Source organism: Kitasatospora sp. NPDC056783 (assembly GCF_042789895.1).
Classification (GTDB): domain Bacteria; phylum Actinomycetota; class Actinomycetes; order Streptomycetales; family Streptomycetaceae; genus Kitasatospora.
Window position 1 is genome coordinate 1 of record NZ_JBHUAF010000209.1, and the last position, 14,580, is coordinate 14,580.

A 14,580-nucleotide genomic window follows, 5' to 3' on the forward strand; every position below is an offset into this window, starting at 1 on the left:
ATCTTGAAGAGTCCACACACCTCACCAAGATCACGCGGTGGCCGTTCCAGTTCCCGAACCAACCGGCCCGATCACGAAGTGCGGCTGGAGTACTAGTGGGCCGAGTGGCTGGTGTCTTCGACCTCAGGGTAGGGCTGTCGGGCGGCTTGCCTCAGGCGCTGATCGGATGGGGTCAAGGTCTGGTCGTGAATTGATTGTTTGGTTATATTCAGCCGAAGCAAAGCTGAATGAATCCATCCGCAGGGAGGCCGGGACCATGGTGCAGCAGCAGGCGAGCGGGCCGCGTGAGGTGCGCGCGGCGCGGGGGACGGGGCTGACGGCGCAGGGGTGGCAGCAGGAGGCCGCCCTGCGGATGCTGATGAACAACCTCGACCCGGAGGTGGCCGAGCACCCGTCGAAGCTGGTGGTGTACGGCGGGACGGGCAAGGCGGCGCGGGACTGGCGGTCCTTCGACGCCATGGTGCGGACGCTGGAGGGGCTGAAGCAGGACGAGACCATGCTGGTCCAGTCCGGCCGCCCGGTCGGCGTGATGCGGACCCACGAGTGGGCGCCGCGGGTGCTGATCGCCAACTCCAACCTGGTCGGCGACTGGGCCAACTGGGAGGAGTTCCGCCGGCTGGAGAGCCTCGGGCTCACCATGTACGGGCAGATGACCGCCGGCTCGTGGATCTACATCGGCACCCAGGGCATCCTCCAGGGCACCTACGAGACCTTCGCGGCCGTCGCCGACAAGCGCTTCGGAGGCACGCTGGAGGGCACCATCACCCTCACCGCCGGCCTCGGCGGGATGGGCGGCGCCCAGCCGCTGGCCGTCACCATGAACGGCGGCGTGGCGATCTGCGTCGACTGCGACCCGTCCCGGATCGCCCGCCGGATCGAGCACCGCTACCTGGACGTCGAGGCCAAGGACCTCGCCCACGCGCTGGAGCTCGCCACCGCCGCCCGCGACAAGCGGCAGCCGCTCTCCATCGGCGTGCTGGGCAACGCCGCCGAGCTGGTCCCGCAGCTGCTCGCGATGGACGCGCCGATCGACATCGTCACCGACCAGACCAGCGCCCACGACCCGCTGGCCTACCTGCCGGTCGGCGTGGCCTTCGAGGACATGGCCGACTACGCGGCCGCCAAGCCCGCCGAGTTCACCCAGCGGGCCCGCGAGTCGATGGCCCGGCACGTCGAGGCGATGGTCGGCTTCCTGGACCGCGGCGCCGAGGTCTTCGACTACGGCAACTCGATCCGCGGCGAGGCCCAGCTGGCCGGGTACGACCGCGCGTTCGCCTTCCCGGGCTTCGTCCCGGCGTACATCCGCCCGCTGTTCTGCGAGGGCAAGGGCCCGTTCCGCTGGGCCGCGCTGTCCGGCGACCCGCAGGACATCGCCAAGACCGACAAGGCCGTCCTCGACCTCTTCCCGGAGAACGAGTCGCTGGCCCGCTGGATCCGGCTGGCCCAGGAGAAGGTGCACTTCCAGGGCCTGCCGGCGCGGATCTGCTGGCTCGGCTACGGCGAGCGCGACAAGGCCGGCGAGCGCTTCAACGACATGGTCGCCTCCGGCGAGCTGTCCGCGCCGATCGTGATCGGCCGCGACCACCTGGACTGCGGCTCGGTCGCCTCCCCGTATCGGGAGACCGAGGCGATGCTGGACGGCTCGGACGCGATCGCCGACTGGCCGCTGCTCAACGCCATGGTCAACGTGGCCTCCGGCGCCTCCTGGGTCTCCATCCACCACGGCGGCGGCGTCGGCATCGGCCGCTCGATCCACGCCGGCCAGGTCACCGTCGCCGACGGCACCGCGCTGGCCGGGGAGAAGATCCGCCGGGTGCTCACCAACGACCCGGGCATGGGCGTCATCCGGCACGTGGACGCCGGGTACGACCGGGCCGCCGAGGTCGCCGACGAGCGCGGGGTGCGCATCCCCATGAACGAGCACAGCCCGATGGGCGAGCACGGCCCGATGGGCGAGCTGTGACGGCCTCGTCCTTCGAGGAGATGTGGGCGGAGCTGCTCCCCGTGGGCCGCTCCGCCGCCTCCGGCGGCTACCGCCGCTTCGCCTGGAACTCCGCCGACGCCGAGTGCCGCGCCTGGTTCGAGCAGCAGGCCCGCGACCGCGGTCTGGCGTACGAGCTGGACCGCAACGGCAACCAGTGGGCCTGGCTGGGCGACCCTCATGGTCAGGGCGCGGTCGTCACCGGCTCGCACCTGGACTCCGTCCCGGACGGCGGCGCCTTCGACGGCCCGCTCGGCGTGGTCTCCTCCTTCGCGGCGCTCGACGAACTGCGCGCCCGCGGCGCCGAGTTCACCAAGCCGCTGGCGATCGTCAACTTCGGCGACGAGGAGGGCGCCCGGTTCGGCGTGGCCTGCATCGGCTCCCGGCTGACCTCCGGCGTGCTCGGCCGCGAGCAGGCGTACGAGCTGCGCGACGCCGACGGCGTCCGGCTGCCCGACGCGATGGAGCGGGCCGGCTACGACCCGAGCGCGATCGGCGCGGACGACGAGCGGCTGGCCCGGATCGGCGCCTTCGTCGAACTCCACGTCGAACAGGGCCGCTGCCTCGCCGAGGGGCAGCCGGTCGGCGTGGCCGGGGCGATCTGGCCGCACGGCCGCTGGCGGTTCGACTTCCACGGCGAGGCCAACCACGCCGGGACCACCCGGATCGAGGACCGCCGCGACCCGATGCTGACCTACGCCAACACCGTGCTCGCCGCCCGCAAGAAGGCGAAGCTGGCGGGCGCGCTGGCCACCTTCGGCAAGGTCGCGGTCGAGCCCAACGGCACCAACGCGATCGCCTCGCTGGTGCGCGGCTGGCTGGACTCCCGGGCGGCCGACGAGCGCACCCTCACCGAACTGGTCGCCGAGATCGAGCGGGCCGCCGCCGAGCGCGGCGGGCGCGACGGCGTCCGGGTCGAGCTGACCCGCGAGTCCTACACCCCGGTGGTGGACTTCGACGGGCCGCTGCGCGACCGGCTGGCCAAGCTGCTGGACGCCCCGGTGCTGCCCACCGGCGCGGGACACGACGCCGGCATCCTGGCCTCCGCCGTTCCGACCGCCATGCTGTTCGTGCGCAACCCCACCGGCGTCTCGCACTCCCCGGCCGAGCACGCCGAGCGGGCCGACTGCCTGGCCGGGGTCGCCGCCCTCGCCGACGTACTGGAGGACCTGGCGTGTCAGTGACCCCGTCGACCCCCGTGGAGTACTGGGCGCAGTACGCCTGGCTGCCGTACGACAACGGGCCGGTGGTCGAGCAGGACGTGCTGATCACCACCGGCTCCGACGGCCGGATCGCCGCCGTCACCCCGGACAGCGGCCCCTGCCCGCCCGGCGCCGTCCGCCTCGACGGGCTGCTGCTGCCAGGCCAGGCCAACGCCCACTCGCACGCCTTCCACCGGGCGCTGCGCGGGCACGTCCAGGTCGGCTCCGGCACCTTCTGGACCTGGCGCGACACCATGTACCGGTTCGCCGGCGCGCTGGACCCGGACAGCTACCTGGAGCTCGCCACCGCCGTCTACGCCGAGATGGCGCTGGCCGGCATCACCGCCGTCGGTGAGTTCCACTACCTGCACCACGCGCCCGGCGGCGCCCCGTACGCCGATCCGAACGCGATGGGCGAGGCGCTCATCGAGGCCGCCGCGCGGGCCGGCATCCGGATCACCCTGCTGGACACCTGCTACCTGTCCTCCGGCTTCGGCGCCGAGCCGACCCACCCGCAGCTGCGGTTCAGCGACGGCGACGCCGAGGCCTGGGCGGTCCGGGCGGACGCGCTCAAGCCGCGTGAGCACGCCCGGATCGGCGCCGCCATCCACTCGGTCCGGGCCGTCCCGGCCGGGCAGTTGGGCACCGTCGCGCACTGGGCGGCGACGCGCGGGGCACCGCTGCACGTCCACCTCTCCGAGCAGACCGCCGAGAACGACGCCTGCCTGGCCGCGCACGGCGTCACCCCGACCCGGCTGCTCGCCGACCACGGCGCGCTCGGCCCGCGCACCTCGGCGGTGCACGCCACCCACCTCGCCGACGAGGACGTCGAGCTCCTCGCCGACTCGGGGACGACCGTCTGCATGTGCCCCACCACCGAGCGGGACCTCGCGGACGGCATCGGCCCGGCCCGCGCGCTCGCCTCGGCGGGCAGCCCGATCACCCTGGGCAGCGACAGCCACGCGGTCATCGACCCGTTCGAGGAGGCCCGGGCGCTGGAACTGGACGAGCGGCTGCGCACCCGGACCCGCGGCCACTGGACGGCGAACGCGCTGCTGCGGGCCGGCACCGAGGACGGGCACGCCTCGCTGGGCTGGCCCGAGGCCGGGCGGATCGAGACCGGGGCGCTCGCCGACTTCACGGTGATCGCGCTGGACACCGTCCGTACGGCCGGACCGCCGCCCCGGCTCGGCGCCGAGATCGCCGTCTTCGCGGCCTCGGCGGCGGACGTGCGGCACCTGGTCGTCGGCGGGCGGCACGTCGTCCGGGACGGCGTGCACCAGCTGGTGGCCGACGTGCCGGGGGCGCTGCGCTCCGCGATCGGCGCGCTGAACAGCTGACGTTTTCAACCTCCTCAGGAAGGCGTTGTCTTGAGCACCAGGACCACCTTGATCACGGGCATCGGCAGCCTGGTCACCAACGACCCCGGGCAGGGCGCCGGGCCGCTCGGCCTGCTCACCGACGCGGCCGTGGTGATCGACGGAGACACCGTCGCCTGGGTCGGCCCGGCCGCGCAGGCCCCGGCGGCGGACGAGCGCGTTGACGCCGAGGGTCGGGCACTGTTGCCCGGCTTCGTCGACTCGCACGCCCACCTGGTGTTCGCGGGCGACCGTACGGCCGAGTTCAACGCCCGGATGTCCGGGCAGGCGTACTCGGCGGGCGGCATCCGGACCACGGTGGCGGCCACCCGGGCCGCTTCGGATGCCGAACTGGAGGCCAACCTGGCCGGGTTCGTCCGGGAGGCGGTGCGCCAGGGCACCACCACCATCGAGTGCAAGTCCGGCTACGGGCTGACGGTCGAGGACGAGGCGCGAGCGCTGCGGATCGCCGCCGGGTACACCCCGGAGACGACGTACCTGGGGGCGCACGTCGTCGCCCCCGAGTACGCCGAGGACCCGGGGGGGTACGTGGAGCTGGTCACCGGCGAGATGCTGGACGCCTGTGCGCCGCACGCCCGTTGGGTGGACGTGTTCTGCGAGAAGGGCGCGTTCGACGGCGACCAGGCGCGGGCTGTTCTGACGGCGGGGATCGAGAAGGGCCTCACGCCGCGCGTGCACGCCAACCAGCTCACCTACGGGCCGGGCGTGCAGCTGGCGGTGGAGCTGGGGGCCGCCTCGGCGGACCACTGCACCCACCTGACGGACGAGGACGTGGCGGCGCTGGCGGGGTCGGCGACGGTGGCGACGCTGCTGCCGGGGGCGGAGTTCTCGACGCGGGCCGAGTACCCGAGCGGGCGGCGGCTGCTGGACGCGGGGGCGGTGGTGGCCTTGTCGACGGACTGCAACCCCGGCTCCAGCTTCACCAGTTCGATGGCGTTCTGCATCGCCGTGGCGGTGCGGGAGATGGGAATGACGCCGGACGAGGCCGTCTGGGCGGCCACGGCGGGCGGCGCCCGGGCGCTGCGGCGCACGGACGTGGGGACGGTCGCGGTCGGCGCGCGGGCGGACCTGCTGCTGCTGGACGCGCCCTCGCATGTGCACCTGGCCTACCGCCCGGGCGTGCCGCTCACGGCGGCGGTCTGGCGCGCGGGCGTTCGGGAGGTCTGAGCCTTCGGACGGTGTAAGGCCCTCGTGCCCCGCGATGGCGGGCACGGGGGCTCTTCGTTAGTCGAACTCGCCGGCCTTGGCGCCCTGGAGGAAGGCGGCGAGGTTGAGGCGGGTGGTCCGGACGATGACGTCCGCGTCGTCGGACTCCCGGAGCTCGATCAGCCCTTCACGTGTGCGCACTTCGACGCAGTTGTTGGCTGCTTCACTGAAGCTGGACTTCTGCCAGGAAGAGCTGGTCATGAGGCCCAGGCTAGCCACTGGCGGCCTCTTGTGGGGGAGCAAGAGGCCGCCGGAACGATTCGCTTAGGGGTTGGTGGTGAGGTGGTCGAACTCGCCGGCCTTGGCGCCCTGGAGGAACGTGGCGAACTTGAGGGACGTGGTGCAGACGATGACGTGTGCGTCGTCGGACTCCCGGAGTTCGACCAGCCCTTCACGTGTGCGCACTTCGACGCAGTTGCTGGACGCTTCGCTGAAGCTGGATTTCTGCCATGCGGGGCTGGTCATGAGGCCCAGGTTAGTTATCGGCGGCCTCTTGCGGGAGGCAAGAGGCCGCCGGAACGATTCGCTTAGGGTTGGTGGTGAGGTGGTCGAACTCGCCGGCCTTGGCGCCCTGGAGGAAGGCACCGAGGTTGAGGCGGGTGGTGCGGACGATGACATCTGCCTCGTCGGACTCACGTACTTCGAGCAAACCGTCGGTGGAACGCACCTCGACGCAATTGTCGCTTGCGCCTGAGTGGCTGGACTTCTGCCATGCGGAGCTAGACATGCTGACCTGCCATTTCTTCCTTGACCGACTCCAGGAGGTCTCGTGACTTCTCCTCGGAGAGCGCCGTGGAGCCCATCATGGCAAGGAGTGCGCGAAACCTCGTGAGGTGGGCAGGGCTGTCGAAGAGCTGGATGCCATGGCCTGTGTCCATCTGCGCAGCGTCCAGGTCCGTTATGGGCCCTTCGGCATAGGTGAAGTTCTCGCACGGGCTCGGGACAGCACCGGCGGCGAACGGTACGACTCGGACCGAGATGTTGGGCTGTTCCGAGTCGGCGAGGAGTGCGTCGATCTGCTCGATGTTGACCTTCGGATCACTGAATTGCATGCGCAGGGCAGCCTCGTGGATGAACGCCGTATACGGCGTCGCTCCGGATCGGACGATGCGCTGTCGCTGCATGCGAAAGGCCGTCTTGAGATCGACCTCGTGACGCAGCGGTGGCGGGTAGGCCTGAGCGAACAACGCTGCCGTGTAGGCGCCGGCTTGGAGGAGGCCAGGGACGAAGGTGGTCCCGTAGGTCGAGAGTCTCCGAGCGTGACCCTCCAGCTCGGCGACGTTGAGGAAGTCTGCTGCCAGAGTCTCCCGATACTCCTCCCACCACCCGGGCTTGCCCCGCTCGGTGATGATGTCGGCGAGCGCGTCGATCAGCGGCTGGTTGGAGCACATGCATGTCGTGGCGATCGTGTGTAGCCGCTCCACGCTGATGCCGATTCTTCCGGCCTCCATCTGCGTCACCTGCGCTGGGCTCATGCCGACGAGGCGGCCGAGCTCGCTGCCACCGAAACTGGCCTGCTCACGCATCCTTCGCAGCTCTGTGCCGATCCGTCGTTGACGGAGCGTCGGGTTTGCGCGTGGAGCCATGACTTCCTTCCGGGGTGGGTCGCCCCAGTCTGCCGCGCGCCTTGCCGGTCGGTCCATCTGGGGGCGGCCGGTAACACGATAGAGGGAAGATCTGAGATTGGGGTAAAACTTGATCTCATCTTGGGCTATCGTCATTCTCGGATCGATCAGACGAATCGTCAGTAATGCCTGCATTTGCGGCAGTAGGCGCCTGCTGCCGCCACCGTGCACGCCGAAGAGCAGCCGCTACCCGGCCTGGCTCACGGCGACGACCGTCATCCCCCTCCCCACACCACAGCCTCACGGAGGTTCCCGTGTGCACCCGTAACACCCCCTCGCTGACCCTCTCCAAGCAGGCCCTGCGGGACGCCATGACCCGCAACGGCTGGGACGCCGACGCCATCTTCAACGCCGAACTCGCCCTCTGCGAGCTCATCGTCAACGCCTGGCGGCACGGCGACACCCCCGCGCCCATCGTCTGGTTCTCCGTCCTCGGCCGCACCCTCAGGGTCACCGTCTCCGACGAGAGCGACGCCCTCCCCCAGCAGCGAACCCCCGCCGACTCCGCCGAGTCCGGCCGGGGCCTCCAGCTCGTCGCCGGACTCACCCACCGCTGGGGCGTCGACCCGCAGAAGCGCGGCAAGGCCATCTGGTACGAGCTGGACTGCGCCGCGTGACCCGCAACCCCATCGTGCCGGAGGACCCCCGGATGCGCGCCTACACCAAGCCCCACCTCATGGACCTCCTGGGCGAGTTGCACCGGCGCGGCCTGTCGCGCGGGCTCCTCTGGGGGTCCGCCTCGCCGGGCGAGAGCACCATCGACGGACGCGTCCTGATCGACTTCGGGAACGCTCCGGTGAGCACGCTGATCAACCTCCTCCACCTGCTCCGCGACCTGGACGATGACGATGACGGCGACGAGGCGTGGCACCGGTGAGGTTCGTCATCGGAGCGGCCCTCCTCACCCTCCTCGCCCTCGCGATCGCCACCGTGGCCCTCGGCGTCATCACGACCCTCAGGATGCCCCGCCCCGAGGGCCGCGACGAGCAGCACTGAAACACGCGAAGGCCCTCGCCCACCCAGGGCGGGGGCCTCGCGGGCGCCCCGTGCTCGGCCAACTTGTGTCCAGCGTCGGTCCACCCGCCGCCTTGCGTGTATCTCGCAGCTCAGGGCTGCCGGACCCGCCCAGCAGCTGTCAGGCGAACGGTCCCGACATCACGCTTTCAGGTGCGGTAGAGGTCGGACCTACACCTCCTTCGGCGCGTAGCGCAGCAGCGCGACGTCGCCCACCGTCTCCGCCCCCAGCAGTCGCATCCGATGGGTGCTGCCACCGGGGAACTCGGCCGGATGGACGAAGCGGGGCGCGCCGGCTTCACCGACCAGTAGCGGTGCCACGGCCAGGTGGATCTCGTCAGCCAGGCCCTGGGAGAGGAACTGGGTGTGGATCTGGCCGCCGCCCTCGACCATCAGGCGGCTCACGCCGCGGGTCGCCAGATCTTCGAGCATGGCGCCGAAGTCAACAGTGTCTCCAGTGCTTACGACGTCGGTCAGGCCATCCAGGCGGTCGCGCAGCTTCAGGGCGCCGGCGTCGGTCGTGTAGACGACCTTCTTGTCTCCGAAGTGCCAGAACTTGAGGTCGCGGTCCAGGTCGCCGCTGCCCGTGATGGTGACCTTCAGTGGGTACTCCGGCTTGCCGGCCGCCACCCGGTCGGCCCGGCGCTTGTCGCTGTTGACCAGCAGGCGCGGGTTGTCGCTGCGCAGGGTGTTGCCGCCGACGAGGATGGCGTCCGACTCGGCCCGCACCTGGTCCACCCGATCGAAGTCGGCCGCGTTCGACAGCAGCAGCCGCTCCGGCGAGGTGTCGTCGATGTAGCCATCGATCGAGGCGGCAACACTCAGCAGGACGAAGGGGCGCTCGGCCATCGTGGTTCCGTTCTTCGTGGGGCGGAGTCGTGGTCCTGGGGAGATCACACTTCATGGAGCATGACGCTGTCGAGAGCCTGGCGAAACTGCACGACCTCAGCCACGGTCTGCCGGCGCTGCAACTGGTGGTCGAGTGAGGCCAGTTCGCCAAAGATCCGCCCCGACCCGGAGGTCACTGCCACTGACATGGCGTCAATTGCGGTGATCTCGTCCTGCTCCGGTCCAACGGCGCGCAGCTGCGCTCCAGCCGATCGGGCCAGGTGCACCCCACGGTCACGCCGAAACGAGGCCGGCAGAGCCCGGATGGCCTGGTCGAACCCGTTGGAGATGGGGATGACCCTGGTGGTTTCGGTGGCCCCTTGCGCTGCCGCAAGGGGCCACCGGCGGACGTGGGTGGGGCGGGCGTGATCCTCGTCGTCCCCGCAGGTGCCCGGAAGCCGTCTTGCGCTGATCGACTGTCAGGGTGATAGTCGTGCAACTGAGCGCAGTCGGAGCGATACAGGGAGAGACCATGAGGTTGCGTTTCCTGGGGATTATTCCGAACACTCCTGTTGACGACTCGCCGACGATCTGGCTGGACGAGGACACTGGGGATCTTCTGATCCAGTCCTACAAGGCCAAGCCGGAAGAGGTGAAGGCGTGCCAGGAGATCGGGTCGGTCCCCGGCCACAGCACGGATGTTCCGGATCACGAGACGATCGTCCGACTCCCGGCTGTGATGCGACAGTTCATTCCGCGACTGGAGGACGGAAACGGTGAAGTACCCAGTACGTGAGGGCCTGGCCGGTGCGCAGCGCTCCGCCGTCCATCTGGAGATGCGTGACGGCTACACGCCGCATGATCCGGAGTTCGCTCGCTGGCGTGCCGGCCATCGGTGCGACAATGACCCGGCCAAGCTGCCTGACTGGTGGGGCTCTTGGGCTGATCTGGTCGCCGAGACAACCGGGCGCGGCGTGGTCATGCGGCGGGCCCGGGTCGTCTCGGAGCCGGTGACGGACTACATCCGGTACGAGCACGACCTCACGTTTGCCAATGTTGCGGCGGGTGAGCTGGTCCGCTGGTTGCCCCGGCGGAGGGCTGCCGACATCGCGCTGCCGGGAACGGACCTGTGGATGTTCGACGGGTCGGCCGTGCTGTTCACGTACTTCTCCGGGGACGGGGATGTTGTGGACAGGGAGTGGCGGACGGAACCGGACGTCGTGGAACTGGTCAGGTCTGCGTTTGAGGCCGTGTGGGAACGGGCCACGCCGCACGAGGACTACAAGCTGGTCTGACCGATCATGTCCGTGTCTGGGTCGTCTCACGTCCAAGCTGCCCGGAAAGTCCTTGCAGATCGCCTTCGGGAGATGTGCAAGGACGCCGGGTTGGACGGCAAGCAGCTTGCGGCACTGTGCGGTTGGCATCCGTCCAAGGTGTCTCGGATCTCCACCGGCAAGACGTCGCCGTCCGCTGACGATGTGCGCGCGTGGTGCCGTGCGTGCGGGAGGGAAGACCAGACGGCGGATCTGGTCTCCTCTCTGCAAGCCGTGGAAGGCATGTGGGTGGAATGGCGCCGCATGGAGCGTGCGGGGCTTCGGAGGGCGCAGGAAGCCGTTCTGCCTCTGTTCGAGCGAACGCACTGGTTCCGGGCCTACTCGTCGTGGCTCGTTCCGGGACTCCTCCAGACGCACGGATACACCGAAGGCGTGTTGCGTGCCGTCCAGCTGAGGCGAGTCCCGGTCGATGACGTGGCCGCCGCCGTGGCCGTTCGGATGGAACGACAACGCGTGCTCCGCGAGGGGCAACGGCGTTTCGCGTTCCTGCTTGAGGAGTCCGTACTTCGCAACGGGCTTGGTGATGCCGACACCCAAGCCGAGCAGCTTGAGCGGCTGATCGCGGTGGGCGGTCTGCCGAATGTCACTGTCGGGATCGTTCCTGCTCGGCTGCACCGCGCGCGGATGCCCGTGGAAGGGTTCTGGATCTTCGACACGGCTCAGGTGAACGTGGAGCTCGTCTCCGGGCATCTCACCCTGACGCAGCCCAGCGAAGTGGCCATGTACGCCGACACGTTCGCGACACTGGCGGACATGGCGGTCTATGGCTCGAAGGCTCGTGCGTTGATCACGGCTGCCATTGATGCGATCGGGTGAAATCGTGCAATCTCGTAGAATCGCGTGGATGCCAACTCCCCTTATTTCCTAGCGTGTTGCCATCGGTTCCAGCGAATCCGAGGGAGTGGCCGGCATAGCAGTCAGTACCAGCACGCGTAAGTCGAGGGCGAGCGGAGACTTTGCGGACGACCACGACGACGGATCTCCCGCGACGCTGCGGGAGATCGCGCTGCGCGAGCCCGCCAAGTCCGCCATGGGCCTCCCGCGCGGCCCGCTGAGCACGTCCGGTTCTCTTCCCGGAGGAGTTCAGCGAGGCCCCGTTGATGCTGGAGGAGCGCGACCGGCGGGCGGATTTGCTCGCCAGGCTGCGCGACCAACCACCGGTGGCGCTGACCGAGAACCGGTCCACTTGGGCCTCACAGACCCCCGTCCCGTCTGGGGAAGACGCGGGGCGGGCAGCACCACCCAACGGGCAACCGCCCATTGGGCCTGACCAGCACGGAGGTACTGACATGAGCAAACACGGCGGCGGCTCCGGCGACGGCAAGGGCGGCGGGCAGCAGGACGACAGCAACAAGGGCGCCGGGCACGGCGGCGGTGGGTCCGACGAGGGCGGCAACACCTCCGACGGCTCGTCCCCGGCGGGCGGCAAGTGACCAGCGAGACGCACCAGGAGGCGGGCCCTCAGGGGCTCGCCTCCGCGCTGGTGGCCGGCGGAGCCCTTTCCTCGGACTGGCTTCCTTCTTTCGAATCCGTACCCCGTGAGTTGTTCGTCCCGGATCGCATCTGGCCGGGCATCGCGGACGGCACCCGCCAGAACCCCGTGGTGTACCGGTCGCAGGACCCCGAAGCGTGGCGGAGAGCGGTCTACTCGGACATCCCGCTGACCACGCAGTGGGACGACGGCGACCACGCGGGGGACGGGCTCGGTACAACGCCGACTTCCTCCAACTCCATGCCCACAATGGTGTTCTCGATGCTCCAGGACCTCGGCGTCCGCCCAGGCAACAGGGTGCTGGAGGTCGGAGCCGGCACGGGGTGGAACGCGGGCCTCCTCGCCCACCGCCTGGGCGGCCCCAACGTCGTTACCGTCGAGTTCGACCCGGACGTTGCCCGCGGCGCCCGGGCGAACCTGGCTCGGGCCGGACTCGCGCCGACCGTGGTCGAGGGCGACGGGCGGCAGGGCTGGTCGGAGGGTGCTCCGTACGATCGGATCATCGCCACCTGCTCCCTGCTGGAGATTCCTTCGGCGTGGCTGGCGCAGACGGCCCCCGGCGGGATCATCGTCGCGCCCTTCGGCACCGAGTACGGCGGCGAGCAGATCGTCCGGCTGACCGTGAACGACGACGGGACCAGTGCGAGCGGCAGGTTCACCCGGAGTTCGGCGTTCATGCGACTGCGCCAGCAGCGCACCGACCGGCCGCCCTTCGAGGACTACCTGCGCGGCCGGGAGTGGCCCGCGGACGGGGTGAGAAGCACCACTGCGCTGGCCCCGCCGGACACCGGAGGCTGGTTCGAGCAGTTCCTCATCGGAGTGGCCGTCCCCGGGGCGTTCTGGCGGGCGGAGCGCTACGACGACGGCGCGTACACGCTGTGGCTCTACAGCCGGGACACCCGGTCGTGGGCGTCCGCCGACTACGAGCACAGTCGCACGGAATACGAGGTCTACCAGTCCGGCCCCCGGAACCTCTGGGACGAGGTGGAGGCCGCCTGGCACTGGTGGAACGACCGGGGCCGCCCCGGCTTCGCGAGATTCGGACTGACGGTCGGGCCCGAGGGCCACACCGTGTGGCTGGACAGCCCGGAGAACCCGGTGTCGCTTGGAGGCTGAGTCCTGCCGCTGCTTCGCCCCGTCGAGCCCGTCGGCTCGAGGGGGCGAAGGTGTTCCTGTTCCACGCCCAACGACCGCCACAGTAAGTCCAGTTGGTGACGGCCAGTGGACCAAGCCCGTCACCAACCCGCCGAAGAAGAAGTGAGCCCGAACTGATGGACCAGTACGCGCAGTTGCTCGCAGGTCTCACCGAGGCCGGCGCGCTGGGCGAGGAGTGGCGGGGCGCGTTCGAGCGCGCCCCGCGCTCCGCCTTCGTTCCGGACACCGTGTGGACCCCGGACGAGGATGCCCCGGCCGGCTGTCGGCGGATCACCAAGGCCGAAGAGCCGGACGCTTGGTGGGTGCTGGTGAACGCCGACGGCGTGGTCGTCACGCAGGTCGACGACGGCGACGAGGACGGGCCCGGCATCGCCACGTCGTCGGCCTCCGTGCCGTCCCTGGTCGCGTCGATGCTCGGCCACCTGGACGTGACGGACGGGAACACGGTGCTCGACATCGGCACGGGAACGGGCTGGACAAGCGCCCTGCTGTGCAACCGGCTTGGCGACGAGGCCGTGACGACGGTCGAGGTCGATCCGGCGGTGGCCGCCGCGGCCGGGGAGCGACTGGCGGGGATCGGGTCGAAGCCCGGCCGGGTCGTCGGCGACGGCCTTCTCGGCCACCCGGCCGGTGGCCCCTACGACCGGATCCACTCCACTGCGGCCGTTCGGCGGGTGCCACTCGCGTGGATCGAGCAGACCCGCCCCGGCGGCATCATCGTGACCCCCTGGGGCACTCCGTACGCCAACGCCGGGTTGCTCCGGCTGGAGGTCGGCGGACCGGGCGAGCCGACTCACGGCCGCTTCGTCGATGACGTCTCGTTCATGTGGATGCGGGCACAACGCCCGCACTCCGTGGGCGAACCGGCCGGCGTGCCGGACGACCGGGGCTCCTCGGCGATGGACCCGGAGTTGGCGCTGGAGGACGTGAACGCTGCCTTCGCCATCGGCCTGCGGGTGCCGGGCATCCGGTACGAACACGTCTGGGACGAGGCCGACCCCGGCGCCACCTTCCGCATGCGGCTCTCGGACGGCGCGGGCTCCTGGGCGTCCGTCCGCTACGCCGGGTGGGATGCCGGGGATGCCGTTCACCAGTCCGGAGCTCGCCGGCTGTGGGACGAGGTCGTCGGCGCCCGCCTGTGGTGGCTGGAGGAGGGCAGGCCGGACCTCCGCCGGTTCGGCGTGACCGTCACCCCGGACGGCGCACAGTCCGTCTGGCTGGACAGCCCGGAGAACCCGGTGCCGCTCCGAGGCTGAGCCCTTCCGTCGCTTCGCCCCGTCGAGCCCGTCGCCTCGCCCCGTCGAGCCTGTCGCTTCGCCCCGTCGAGCCCGTCGGCTCGACGGGGCGAAGGCGGGGCGCATGCG

19 protein-coding genes are annotated in these 14,580 nt (G+C 70.3%); 13 read left to right on the top strand and 6 right to left on the bottom strand.

What is annotated here, in order from left to right:
- Window positions 1-256: 256 nt before the first annotated feature.
- The 4 genes from hutU to hutI are packed head-to-tail and all read left to right on the top strand — an operon-like array spanning window position 257 to window position 5,729.
- Window positions 257-1,963 (top strand): urocanate hydratase, encoded by a 1,707-nt coding sequence (gene hutU / locus ACFRMQ_RS25700; protein ID WP_380732983.1) that lies wholly within the window; start codon window positions 257-259, stop codon window positions 1,961-1,963.
- A 20-nt stretch (window positions 1,964-1,983) separates the two neighbouring features.
- Window positions 1,984-3,165, top strand: coding sequence for an allantoate amidohydrolase (locus ACFRMQ_RS25705; protein ID WP_380733002.1), 1,182 nt, complete (start codon window positions 1,984-1,986; stop codon window positions 3,163-3,165).
- Window positions 3,156-4,523 (top strand): formimidoylglutamate deiminase, encoded by a 1,368-nt coding sequence (locus ACFRMQ_RS25710; RefSeq protein WP_380732984.1) that lies wholly within the window; start codon window positions 3,156-3,158, stop codon window positions 4,521-4,523. Before ACFRMQ_RS25705 ends, ACFRMQ_RS25710 begins: the two co-directional genes overlap by 10 nt.
- 30 nt (window positions 4,524-4,553) lie before the next feature.
- On the top strand, window positions 4,554-5,729 hold the full coding sequence (hutI, locus tag ACFRMQ_RS25715; protein WP_380732985.1) for an imidazolonepropionase: 1,176 nt from the start codon (window positions 4,554-4,556) through the stop codon (window positions 5,727-5,729).
- A 57-nt stretch (window positions 5,730-5,786) separates the two neighbouring features.
- Here hutI and ACFRMQ_RS25720 read toward each other — a convergent pair whose 3' ends face one another.
- The 4 genes from ACFRMQ_RS25720 to ACFRMQ_RS25735 all read right to left on the bottom strand — a co-directional run bounded on the left by ACFRMQ_RS25720 (window position 5,787) and on the right by ACFRMQ_RS25735 (window position 7,528).
- A complete protein-coding gene (locus tag ACFRMQ_RS25720; RefSeq protein ID WP_380732986.1) occupies window positions 5,787-5,969 on the bottom strand; it encodes a DUF397 domain-containing protein in 183 nt (60 codons plus the stop codon).
- Between the two features lie 63 nt (window positions 5,970-6,032).
- On the bottom strand, window positions 6,033-6,233 hold the full coding sequence (locus ACFRMQ_RS25725) for a DUF397 domain-containing protein (protein WP_380732987.1): 201 nt from the start codon (window positions 6,231-6,233) through the stop codon (window positions 6,033-6,035).
- Window positions 6,234-6,243: 10 nt separating this feature from the next.
- Window positions 6,244-6,495 carry a DUF397 domain-containing protein gene (locus ACFRMQ_RS25730; RefSeq protein WP_380732988.1) on the bottom strand — a complete coding sequence of 84 codons (252 nt, stop codon included), beginning with the start codon at window positions 6,493-6,495 and terminating at the stop codon, window positions 6,244-6,246.
- Complete coding sequence (locus ACFRMQ_RS25735) at window positions 6,488-7,528, bottom strand: helix-turn-helix domain-containing protein (RefSeq protein WP_380732990.1); 1,041 nt, start codon at window positions 7,526-7,528, stop codon at window positions 6,488-6,490. The genes ACFRMQ_RS25730 and ACFRMQ_RS25735 overlap by 8 nt, the downstream gene beginning before the upstream one ends.
- Before the next feature lie 119 nt (window positions 7,529-7,647).
- On the opposite strand from ACFRMQ_RS25735, the gene ACFRMQ_RS25740 reads away from it, so the two are divergent.
- From ACFRMQ_RS25740 to ACFRMQ_RS25750, 3 genes are read left to right on the top strand one after another with little or no spacing between them, the layout of a single operon-like run.
- Window positions 7,648-8,010: an ATP-binding protein gene (locus ACFRMQ_RS25740; RefSeq protein ID WP_380732991.1), complete on the top strand. Its 363-nt coding sequence runs from the start codon at window positions 7,648-7,650 to the stop codon at window positions 8,008-8,010.
- Window positions 8,007-8,270, top strand: a complete 264-nt coding sequence (locus tag ACFRMQ_RS25745) for a hypothetical protein (RefSeq protein WP_380732992.1) — start codon at window positions 8,007-8,009, stop codon at window positions 8,268-8,270. The genes ACFRMQ_RS25740 and ACFRMQ_RS25745 overlap by 4 nt, the downstream gene beginning before the upstream one ends.
- Window positions 8,267-8,389 (top strand): hypothetical protein, encoded by a 123-nt coding sequence (locus tag ACFRMQ_RS25750; protein ID WP_380732993.1) that lies wholly within the window; start codon window positions 8,267-8,269, stop codon window positions 8,387-8,389. Before ACFRMQ_RS25745 ends, ACFRMQ_RS25750 begins: the two co-directional genes overlap by 4 nt.
- 189 nt (window positions 8,390-8,578) lie before the next feature.
- Here the strand turns inward: ACFRMQ_RS25750 and ACFRMQ_RS25755 are convergent, their stop codons facing one another.
- Entirely contained in the window at window positions 8,579-9,256 is a 678-nt protein-coding gene (locus ACFRMQ_RS25755) for a RibD family protein (protein WP_380732994.1), read from the bottom strand.
- A gap of 44 nt (window positions 9,257-9,300) precedes the next feature.
- Complete coding sequence (locus ACFRMQ_RS25760; RefSeq protein ID WP_380732995.1) at window positions 9,301-9,522, bottom strand: hypothetical protein; 222 nt, start codon at window positions 9,520-9,522, stop codon at window positions 9,301-9,303.
- Between the two features lie 245 nt (window positions 9,523-9,767).
- Between ACFRMQ_RS25760 and ACFRMQ_RS25765 the strand changes: the two genes are divergently transcribed.
- From ACFRMQ_RS25765 to ACFRMQ_RS25790, 6 genes are all read left to right on the top strand, one after another.
- Window positions 9,768-10,031 carry a hypothetical protein gene (locus ACFRMQ_RS25765; RefSeq protein ID WP_380732996.1) on the top strand — a complete coding sequence of 88 codons (264 nt, stop codon included), beginning with the start codon at window positions 9,768-9,770 and terminating at the stop codon, window positions 10,029-10,031.
- Complete coding sequence (locus tag ACFRMQ_RS25770; RefSeq protein WP_380732998.1) at window positions 10,012-10,530, top strand: DUF6879 family protein; 519 nt, start codon at window positions 10,012-10,014, stop codon at window positions 10,528-10,530. Before ACFRMQ_RS25765 ends, ACFRMQ_RS25770 begins: the two co-directional genes overlap by 20 nt.
- Before the next feature lie 6 nt (window positions 10,531-10,536).
- Window positions 10,537-11,385, top strand: coding sequence for a helix-turn-helix domain-containing protein (locus ACFRMQ_RS25775; RefSeq protein WP_380732999.1), 849 nt, complete (start codon window positions 10,537-10,539; stop codon window positions 11,383-11,385).
- Window positions 11,386-11,858: 473 nt separating this feature from the next.
- Window positions 11,859-12,002 carry a hypothetical protein gene (locus ACFRMQ_RS25780; RefSeq protein ID WP_380703748.1) on the top strand — a complete coding sequence of 48 codons (144 nt, stop codon included), beginning with the start codon at window positions 11,859-11,861 and terminating at the stop codon, window positions 12,000-12,002.
- Window positions 11,999-13,177: a methyltransferase domain-containing protein gene (locus ACFRMQ_RS25785; RefSeq protein WP_380733000.1), complete on the top strand. Its 1,179-nt coding sequence runs from the start codon at window positions 11,999-12,001 to the stop codon at window positions 13,175-13,177. The genes ACFRMQ_RS25780 and ACFRMQ_RS25785 overlap by 4 nt, the downstream gene beginning before the upstream one ends.
- 155 nt (window positions 13,178-13,332) lie before the next feature.
- Window positions 13,333-14,472, top strand: coding sequence for a protein-L-isoaspartate(D-aspartate) O-methyltransferase (locus tag ACFRMQ_RS25790; RefSeq protein WP_380733001.1), 1,140 nt, complete (start codon window positions 13,333-13,335; stop codon window positions 14,470-14,472).
- The last annotated feature ends 108 nt before the right edge of the window (window positions 14,473-14,580 follow it).

Coding starts and splice junctions, on each gene's coding strand:
- ACFRMQ_RS25735 (WP_380732990.1), bottom strand. CDS start 7,528: ATGCAGGCATTACTGACGATTCGTCTGATCGATCCGAGAATGACGATA.
- ACFRMQ_RS25720 (WP_380732986.1), bottom strand. CDS start 5,969: ATGACCAGCTCTTCCTGGCAGAAGTCCAGCTTCAGTGAAGCAGCCAAC.
- ACFRMQ_RS25730 (WP_380732988.1), bottom strand. CDS start 6,495: ATGTCTAGCTCCGCATGGCAGAAGTCCAGCCACTCAGGCGCAAGCGAC.
- ACFRMQ_RS25725 (WP_380732987.1), bottom strand. CDS start 6,233: ATGACCAGCCCCGCATGGCAGAAATCCAGCTTCAGCGAAGCGTCCAGC.
- hutU (WP_380732983.1), top strand. CDS start 257: ATGGTGCAGCAGCAGGCGAGCGGGCCGCGTGAGGTGCGCGCGGCGCGG.
- ACFRMQ_RS25775 (WP_380732999.1), top strand. CDS start 10,537: ATGTCCGTGTCTGGGTCGTCTCACGTCCAAGCTGCCCGGAAAGTCCTT.
- ACFRMQ_RS25765 (WP_380732996.1), top strand. CDS start 9,768: ATGAGGTTGCGTTTCCTGGGGATTATTCCGAACACTCCTGTTGACGAC.
- ACFRMQ_RS25755 (WP_380732994.1), bottom strand. CDS start 9,256: ATGGCCGAGCGCCCCTTCGTCCTGCTGAGTGTTGCCGCCTCGATCGAT.
- ACFRMQ_RS25790 (WP_380733001.1), top strand. CDS start 13,333: ATGGACCAGTACGCGCAGTTGCTCGCAGGTCTCACCGAGGCCGGCGCG.
- ACFRMQ_RS25780 (WP_380703748.1), top strand. CDS start 11,859: ATGAGCAAACACGGCGGCGGCTCCGGCGACGGCAAGGGCGGCGGGCAG.
- ACFRMQ_RS25705 (WP_380733002.1), top strand. CDS start 1,984: ATGTGGGCGGAGCTGCTCCCCGTGGGCCGCTCCGCCGCCTCCGGCGGC.